7 protein-coding genes are annotated in these 7,785 nt (G+C 40.8%); all 7 read left to right on the top strand.

All coding sequences use genetic code 11. The annotated features are described in order from the left end of the window. Nucleotides 1-454 precede the first annotated feature (454 nt). Genes ccoN through cls form a run of 7 tightly spaced genes read left to right on the top strand, consistent with a single transcriptional unit; the run spans nucleotide 455 to nucleotide 7,771 of the window. Nucleotides 455-2,593 carry a cytochrome-c oxidase, cbb3-type subunit I gene (gene ccoN / locus B4Z47_RS10635; RefSeq protein WP_070570421.1) on the top strand — a complete coding sequence of 713 codons (2,139 nt, stop codon included), beginning with the start codon at nucleotides 455-457 and terminating at the stop codon, nucleotides 2,591-2,593. Nucleotides 2,594-2,597: 4 nt separating this feature from the next. Beyond that, entirely contained in the window at nucleotides 2,598-2,795 is a 198-nt protein-coding gene (locus B4Z47_RS10630) for a hypothetical protein (protein WP_201639492.1), read from the top strand. Nucleotides 2,796-2,798: 3 nt separating this feature from the next. After that, nucleotides 2,799-3,713, top strand: a complete 915-nt coding sequence (locus B4Z47_RS10625; protein WP_070570423.1) for a cbb3-type cytochrome c oxidase N-terminal domain-containing protein — start codon at nucleotides 2,799-2,801, stop codon at nucleotides 3,711-3,713. 15 nt (nucleotides 3,714-3,728) lie between these two features. Then, complete coding sequence (gene ccoG / locus B4Z47_RS10620; protein WP_070570425.1) at nucleotides 3,729-5,117, top strand: cytochrome c oxidase accessory protein CcoG; 1,389 nt, start codon at nucleotides 3,729-3,731, stop codon at nucleotides 5,115-5,117. Between the two features lie 11 nt (nucleotides 5,118-5,128). Then, nucleotides 5,129-5,551 (top strand): FixH family protein, encoded by a 423-nt coding sequence (locus B4Z47_RS10615; protein WP_070570427.1) that lies wholly within the window; start codon nucleotides 5,129-5,131, stop codon nucleotides 5,549-5,551. 9 nt (nucleotides 5,552-5,560) lie between these two features. Beyond that, nucleotides 5,561-6,250 (top strand): sulfite exporter TauE/SafE family protein, encoded by a 690-nt coding sequence (locus tag B4Z47_RS10610; RefSeq protein WP_115047675.1) that lies wholly within the window; start codon nucleotides 5,561-5,563, stop codon nucleotides 6,248-6,250. Between the two features lie 57 nt (nucleotides 6,251-6,307). Continuing rightward, entirely contained in the window at nucleotides 6,308-7,771 is a 1,464-nt protein-coding gene (cls, locus tag B4Z47_RS10605; protein WP_070570431.1) for a cardiolipin synthase, read from the top strand. Nucleotides 7,772-7,785 lie beyond the last annotated feature (14 nt).

Below are 7,785 nucleotides of genomic sequence, written 5' to 3'. Positions count from 1 at the left end.
ATGCTATTGCATATCCTCCGTACTTCCCTGTACAATGCTATTGCATATCTTCCGTACTTCCCCGACTGGCGCTGTCCTAGAGCCTCTACTGTCCCTATTCAAGCCACCTCCTACTGCTCCTTTCCGAAAAGGCTTTGGCTCGCTGGTTACAGTTGGATAGTGTGACACATTGAAAGATCAAGGTCTGCCACTGTGATGAGATTTGGTGTGTTATCGCGTATTGTACGGCGGGAAATGTGATTATGGTCACTTTTGATTTCAGATCTACTGGTGAAAAGTACCTTTCAGGATCTCAATTTTCGCTAAGTCATTTAGAACCAGTAGCCGAAATTAGTAACTAAGCATTGTAATGCGGTAATACAAAAGTGACGTACATCACTTTTGTACGCATTCCCCATCATTAAATTGTCATAAATTGCTGCTTACTTTTGAACCAGAATCAACAATTTAAGTAATGCAGTTAGAGCAATTTAATTACGACAACAAGATTGTCAGGAATTTCGGAATCGCTACCATTATTTGGGGAATAGTTGGTATGACCATAGGATTGCTTGTGGCGACGCAGCTTGTTTGGCCCCAAATGAACTTCGGATTGCAATTTACTACATTTGGCCGTGTACGTCCTGTGCATACCAATGCGGTGATTTTTGCTTTCGTAGGTAATGGTATTTTTATGGGAGTGTATTACTCCTTACAGCGGGTGCTTAAAGCAAGAATGTTTAGTGATGCTTTGAGCAAACTCCATTTTTGGGGTTGGCAATTAATTATTGTTGCCTCGGCTATTACTTTACCACTCGGTCTTACTTCAAGCCATGAGTATGCCGAAATGGAGTGGCCTATTGATATCGCAATTACCTTCATTTGGGTGGTATTTGGAATCAATATGTTCGGTACTATTATCAAACGACGCGAACGTCATATGTATGTCGCAGTTTGGTTCTATATTGCCACATTTGTTACAGTAGCCGTATTGCATATTGTTAACTCCATCCAATTGCCTGTAGCTGGCTGGAAAAGCTATTATGTCTACAAGGGCGTGCAGGATGCACTGGTACAATGGTGGTATGGTCACAATGCAGTTGCTTTTTTCTTGACAACCCCTTATTTGGGAATGATGTATTATTTCCTTCCTAAGATGGCCAACCGTCCAGTTTACTCTTACAAGTTAAGTATTCTTCACTTTTGGTCTTTAATCTTTATTTATATCTGGGCAGGTCCTCACCATTTGCTCTATACGGCGCTACCTGGTTGGGTACAGTCTTTAGGGGTTGTATTCTCCATTATGTTGATTGCTCCGAGCTGGGGCGGTATGATCAATGGCTTGTTGACCTTACGTGGTGCCTGGGATAAGGTACGGACAGAGCCTATGTTAAAATTCATGGTCGTGGCCCTTACTTGTTATGGTATGGCGACTTTCGAAGGCCCTATGCTATCTTTAAAGCAGGTGAATGCAATTGCTCACTTTACCGACTGGATCGTGGCACACGTACACGTAGGTGCATTGGGATGGAACGGCTTTATGACATTCGGTATTCTGTACTGGTTGATACCACGTATATATAAAACGGAGTTATATTCTAAAAAATTGGCATCAACGCACTTTTGGATAGGTACCTTGGGTATTTTGTTCTATGCGATCCCGATGTATTGGGCAGCTGTAGTACAAGGCTTGATGTGGAAAGAATTTACACCGGAAGGGGTTTTGAAATATCCCAACTTCCTTGCGACAACATTGGAAATTTTGCCAATGCACATGATGCGTGCATTAGGTGGTGCACTTTATCTATCGGGCGTGTTCCTGATGACGTTCAACTTGATCAAAACCATGCAAAAAGGGAAGCTTTTGGCCAATGAGCCTGCAGAAGCTCCTGCATTATTGCCGGTTCAAGTAAACGAACAGTCTCAACACCGTCGCCTTGAACGTAAGCCAATTTTATTTATGGTACTGGCTCTTATTGCCATCCTCATTGGGGGTATGGTGGAAATGGTGCCGACTTTTACAATTTCTAAAAACGTTCCAACGATTGCGAGTGTAAAACCTTATACAGCATTGGAACTTCAGGGAAGGGATCTCTACGTAAGAGAAGGTTGTGTAAACTGTCACACGCAAACTATTCGTCCATTTAGATCCGAAACCGCACGTTACGGAGAGTATAGCAAGGCGGGAGAGTTTGTTTACGATACACCGTTTTTATGGGGTTCGAAGCGGACGGGACCAGATCTGCATCGCATCGGTGGAAAATACCCAAATAAATGGCACTTTGATCACCTGTTGGATCCGACGATTACCTCGCCAGGAAGTATTATGCCAACATATCCTTGGTTGATCGATCAGAAGCTAGATAATTCTATTCTGAAAGATAAAATGAAAGCGTTACGGAAATTGGGAATTCCCTATACCGATGCGGAAATTGAACATGCTGAGCAGGATCTTACCAAACAGGCACAAAAAATTGCTGATGATCTAAAACAAAATCAAGTGAATGTGTTAGCTGACCGTGAGATTGTAGCTGTAATTGCCTACTTACAGCGATTAGGAACAGATATAAAAGCAGCTCCAAAAGTAGCTGATAATGTTAACGCAAATCAATAAAGCCATGTTTAAGCAAATAACAAATCTAAACGGCAGTGAGCTTTATCTAATTGCATCACTTTGGATCTTCTTGGTGTTCTTCATTTCAGTAGCAATCATGTTGTTTCGAATGAAAAAAGACTATGTTACCTATATGAAGGAATTGCCTTTGGAAGAAGATGAAACAGAAAAGGAACTGAATCATTCACCTGATAGTCTATAATATATGAGTTTATTATTGGATACTGCACCAGCTACCGCAGAAGTTGTTCAATCTACGATAGGATTCGGTACAGATAATTTATACACAGATATCTTAATTGTTGTATTGATCGTTGTGATGCTGGCTCTTCTTGCTTCGGCATTGATGGTCAATCGCGCGATGAAATCCATCATTAAGATTACCATGCCTGAATTGGCCAAGGAGGAAAAACTCAAAAAGGCGGCGAATAAGGGCTGGATGAAAAGGTCGTGGAACAAGATCATGGGGATCAGACCGATTTCAGAAGAAAAGGATATTGTTATAGACCATGAGTATGATGGTATCCGCGAATTGGATAATCCGATTCCGATCTGGTTTAATTTCCTTTTTTATGGAACGATTTTTTTCGGCCTTGTTTACTTATTTGTTTATCAGGTGTCGGGCATCGGAATGAACCAGGACCAGGAGTATGAACATGAGATGGTCGTTGCCGAGAAAGAGCGTCAGGCTTATCTTACTGCTTCTGCGAGCAATGTAGACGAAAGTAGCGTGGAGTTTCAGCCGGAAATGGCAGCTGATGGAAAAGCGATCTTTACCGCAAACTGTGTCGCTTGTCACGGTGGTAGTGGCGAGGGAGGCATCGGACCTAACTTGACCGATAAGTTTTGGCTTCATGGTGGCGAGATTAAAGATATCTTCAAAACCATTAAGTATGGTGTTCCTGATAAAGGAATGGTGCCATGGGAACAAACGTTAAGTCCTGCACAAATCGCACAGGTTGCCAGTTATATTATCACCTTAAGGGATACACACCCTGCTAATCCAAAAGCTCCGCAAGGTGAAGAGGTAACCTATGGTGGTGGCCAGGCTGCAAGTGGAGAGAAGGCGGCGGATGAGAGCAAAGCCGATCAGGCTGAAACAGAAAAAAAAGCAGAGTAGTAAATTGAAATAGCAATGAGTACAGTAGTCGTGAATAACGCCAATAACGGTGGATCTAAGTCAAAAAAAAGACAATGGATTTATGCCAAAAAACCGCAGGGAGAGCTTTACAAAAAGAGACAGTGGGTTGGGTATTCACTACTGCTGTTCTTGTTTGTAGTTCCTTTTATCAAAATAAATGGTGAACCGTTTCTCATGTTCAACATTATTGAGCGAAAGTTTTCCATCTTAGGAAATCTGTTCTATCCACAGGATCTCTACATATTCGTATTCGGCATGTTAATCGTGATGGTATGTGTGGTTTTGTTTACTGTTGTCTTTGGACGGGTATGGTGCGGATGGACTTGCCCCCAGACCATTTTTTTGGAATTAATATTTAGACGAATTGAATATTGGATCGAAGGTGATTGGCAACAACAAAAGAAATTGGATGCTGGACCCAATACGGATCAAAAACAATTGAAAAAGTTTTTGAAACATGGTATATTCCTGATCATATCATTTTTCATTTCAAATATCTTTTTGTCTTATATCATCGGTGTTGATGCACTGATGAAGATCGTCACTGATCCATTGGACCAACATATAGGTGGATTGATATCAATAATCATCTTTACATTGGTTTTCTATGGTGTGTTTGCGTACGTCAGGGAGATTGTATGTATTGCAATTTGCCCTTATGGCAGATTGCAGGGCGTACTCCTCGATGACCAAAGTATCACTGTCGCCTATGATCATCGACGTGGAGAGCCAAGAGGAAAACAGCAAAAGGATGCAACGACGACACATGGAGATTGTGTAGACTGCAAACTCTGTGTACATGTATGCCCCACAGGAATTGATATTCGAAATGGTCTGCAATTAGAATGTGTAAGTTGTACGGCCTGTATTGATGCCTGTGATACTGTCATGGACAAAATTGGAAAGCCTAAAAAGTTAATTGGCTTTTATCCAATGGGTGAGATTGAAGGAACACTGAAGAAAAAAAGCAATACGAGGGCAATAGCCTATTCTATCGTGTTGATTGCATTAATGTCGGTCTTTAGTTTTCTGTTGTTCAATCGTTCTCAGGTGGATGGAAGATTGCTTCGGGCAAAGGGAAGCACCTACCAGCTTCGTGATGATAAGACAATAAGCAACCTGTATTCTTTGGAATTGATTAATAAGTCTGGTAAAGAAATGCCTTTTAAATTGGTCTGTGATGATCCGCGTTTAACGATTCAACTGGTCAATCCTATTCAAAAATTGAGTAAAGATGGGCATGCGACACTGAGCTTTTTTCTAATTATCGCGAATAAGGATGTTGAGACCTATAAAAGTAATGTAAAATTAGCTATCTATTCGGGAGATAAGAAAGTGGAAAGTTTAAAAACCACTTTTATTGCGCCTCCGGGTATGAATTAAAATGAAAAACAATGAATTGGGGTACAAAGATTTTTTTAACCTTGGCGGTATTTATGTTGTGTATAGTCGGAGCTGGAATATATATGGTGAGTCATGATTCGGATAGTCTGGAAGAAGATGACTACTATGAACAGGGGCTGAATTATGATCAAGCTTACGAAAAAAAGCAAAATGTATTGATGATGAAGGAATCACCGACAATAGAAATCAGGCAAGATACCTTGTATATTCATTTTGTTTCCAAAGAAAATAAAGGGAAACTGCTGTTTCGAAAACCTTCGGATAATCGATTGGATAAAGAATTACCATTTCAGACAACCAGTAATTTATATACACTGCCCATTTCCACTTTCGATAAAGGAATGTGGAATTTGTATATTGACTGGAAGAGTGTAGGTAAAGATTTTTTGTTTGAAGAGCATATTTTATTTTAGTTTAACGAAATGAGCTATACCTATTTTGCATTTTTCATGGGATTGTTTGGAAGCATACATTGTGCGGTCATGTGTGGTCCATTAATTTTTGCTATTGAAGGAAGGCAGGGTTTTGGTTGGAACGTTTTTTTTAATAAAATACTGTATCAATCCGGAAGGGTACTGACTTATGGTTGTTTAGGACTTTTACTCGGTACGATCGGAACATTTGCGCAGATTCAAGGTTGGCAGCGAAGTTTGAGCTGGGCCACAGGTATTATTCTGATCGGAATTGCTTTATTCCAGCTTATTGGTAAGCATAATCGGAAAATCGCTAGCTGGCAGACGAAGGCTGTGCAGCCAGTTGTACGCTTATTGTCGAAATGGCTCTATAAACCGGGGGGGAGTTTTATTGCTGGCGTACTGAATGGCTTATTGCCCTGTGGTATGGTCTACATGGCACTCATGTCGTCCATAAATGCAGACAGTCCACAGCAAAGTTTCTTTTTTATGTTGTGTTTTGGCTTAGGAACTATCCCGCTCTTGTTTGCGTTTTCTTTTCTGGGAAATTTCTCCAGATCTTTCAAAATCGGATTTTCGAAATGGGTTCCCTTTCTCTATTTCTTATTGGGAATTTGGTTTATACTCCGGGGTGCCAATTTAGACATTCCTTATTTAAGTCCATTCATTCATGTCGATGGTGCAATAAACTGTGTTTAACGACAAACAATATGTCGATGCTAAGTATTATATTTGGTAAAACCCTTAGCACACAATATGGAGGTACTTCATCATATTTTACAGATTGCATTAGAATATTATTGGATTCCCTTACTCATCCTTTATATTGGTGTAATCGGGACGATTTTGATCGAAAACCGTAATCCTTCCAAGACCATTGCCTGGATTATGGTCATTGTTTTCTTACCTGTCGTCGGTTTGCTCAGTTACTATTTCTTTGGTCAGAAGTTTAAGAAGGTCAAAAGGATGAAACGCGTGTATCGCGAGCAGTCCAAAAAGCTACTGGATGCCTGGCGTAAGGAATCCGAAATTATGGAGGAACATATTGATACGTTAAATGAGCGGATCGGTAGTTTGGCCATGGTATACCGCTACCTTAAAAATCAAAAGATCTCTACTTTTTCCCTCAACAACGATGTCACCCTGTTTATCAATGGGGAAGAAAAGTTTCCGGTACTTATTGATAGTCTTAAAGCTGCGCAGCATTCCATTCACATGGAATATTATATTTGGGAAATGGATGAAATAGGGCAGGAGATCTTACATATTCTAGAAGAAAAAGCAAAAGCTGGGGTCACCGTACGTCTGATATTGGATAGTTTTGGTGCTCCAGATGTAATTAAATATTTACGGCGGCATAAACCCGATTTTGTGTTTCAAGCTTTTCTTCCAGTAACCTTTAGTTCCTTGGCGAATAGCAACTACCGAAATCACCGCAAGATAGCGGTGATCGATGGGAAAATAGGTTTTGTCGGCGGAATCAATATTTCAGATCGGTATATCAATAACGGAAAAAATGAGATTTACTGGCGGGATACGGCGATGATGGTTGTCGGCGCAGCAGTAAATACGTTGCAAATCCAGTTTTGGAACAGCTGGAACCAGACAGATGGGGAATCGTTTGAATTGGGCCGCGGTTATTTAAACCGATTTCCTCTTACCGATGAAGATGCGAGTGGAGTAGGATTTACAGCCAGTGATCCTGGATCGCCAGCGCCTTTCAATATGGAAGCAATTATTGCCGGTATCAACGAAGCAAAAGAATATGTACAGTTGTGTACACCTTATTTTATTCCCAGCGATCAATTGACGACTGCTTTAATGCTCGCGGTATCTTCCGGTGTCCGTGTGGACTTGATGTTGCCGGCCCAGTCTGATTCGTTTTTTGTACAGCATGCCTCCTTCTCATTTATAAAACCACTACTGGAAAGAGGAGTTAATGTATACCTCTATACAAAGGGATTTCTGCATGCCAAAACCATCTGCATTGATGGGAAGCTGGCCTATATCGGTACGACAAACTTGGATATCAGAAGTTTTTACATCAACTTTGAAATCTCGGGAATTGTATCGGATAAAGAGCTTTGCGACCGTCTTAATGCACAATTTTTGGCTGATATCGAAGTTTCAGACCTGATTACAATTCGAAAGTGGATGCAGCGAAGCCGCTGGAAAAGAGGAGTAGATTCTATCTGTAGGCTTTTGGCTCCATTGCTCTAATTACTTTTAGCGCG

Source organism: Sphingobacterium sp. UBA2610 (assembly GCF_002339225.1).
In the GTDB taxonomy this organism is placed as follows: domain Bacteria; phylum Bacteroidota; class Bacteroidia; order Sphingobacteriales; family Sphingobacteriaceae; genus Sphingobacterium; species Sphingobacterium multivorum.
Note: the sequence above shows the minus strand (reverse complement) of the source record. Positions and strands in the feature narration are given on the sequence as shown.

What these genes read in the sequence shown, in the direction of transcription:
- B4Z47_RS10630 (WP_201639492.1), top strand. Translation starts at nt 2,598, where the DNA reads ATGTTTAAGCAAATAACAAATCTAAACGGCAGTGAGCTTTATCTAATT.
- B4Z47_RS10625 (WP_070570423.1), top strand. Translation starts at nt 2,799, where the DNA reads ATGAGTTTATTATTGGATACTGCACCAGCTACCGCAGAAGTTGTTCAA.
- B4Z47_RS10615 (WP_070570427.1), top strand. Translation starts at nt 5,129, where the DNA reads ATGAATTGGGGTACAAAGATTTTTTTAACCTTGGCGGTATTTATGTTG.
- cls (WP_070570431.1), top strand. Translation starts at nt 6,308, where the DNA reads ATGGAGGTACTTCATCATATTTTACAGATTGCATTAGAATATTATTGG.
- B4Z47_RS10610 (WP_115047675.1), top strand. Translation starts at nt 5,561, where the DNA reads ATGAGCTATACCTATTTTGCATTTTTCATGGGATTGTTTGGAAGCATA.
- ccoN (WP_070570421.1), top strand. Translation starts at nt 455, where the DNA reads ATGCAGTTAGAGCAATTTAATTACGACAACAAGATTGTCAGGAATTTC.
- ccoG (WP_070570425.1), top strand. Translation starts at nt 3,729, where the DNA reads ATGAGTACAGTAGTCGTGAATAACGCCAATAACGGTGGATCTAAGTCA.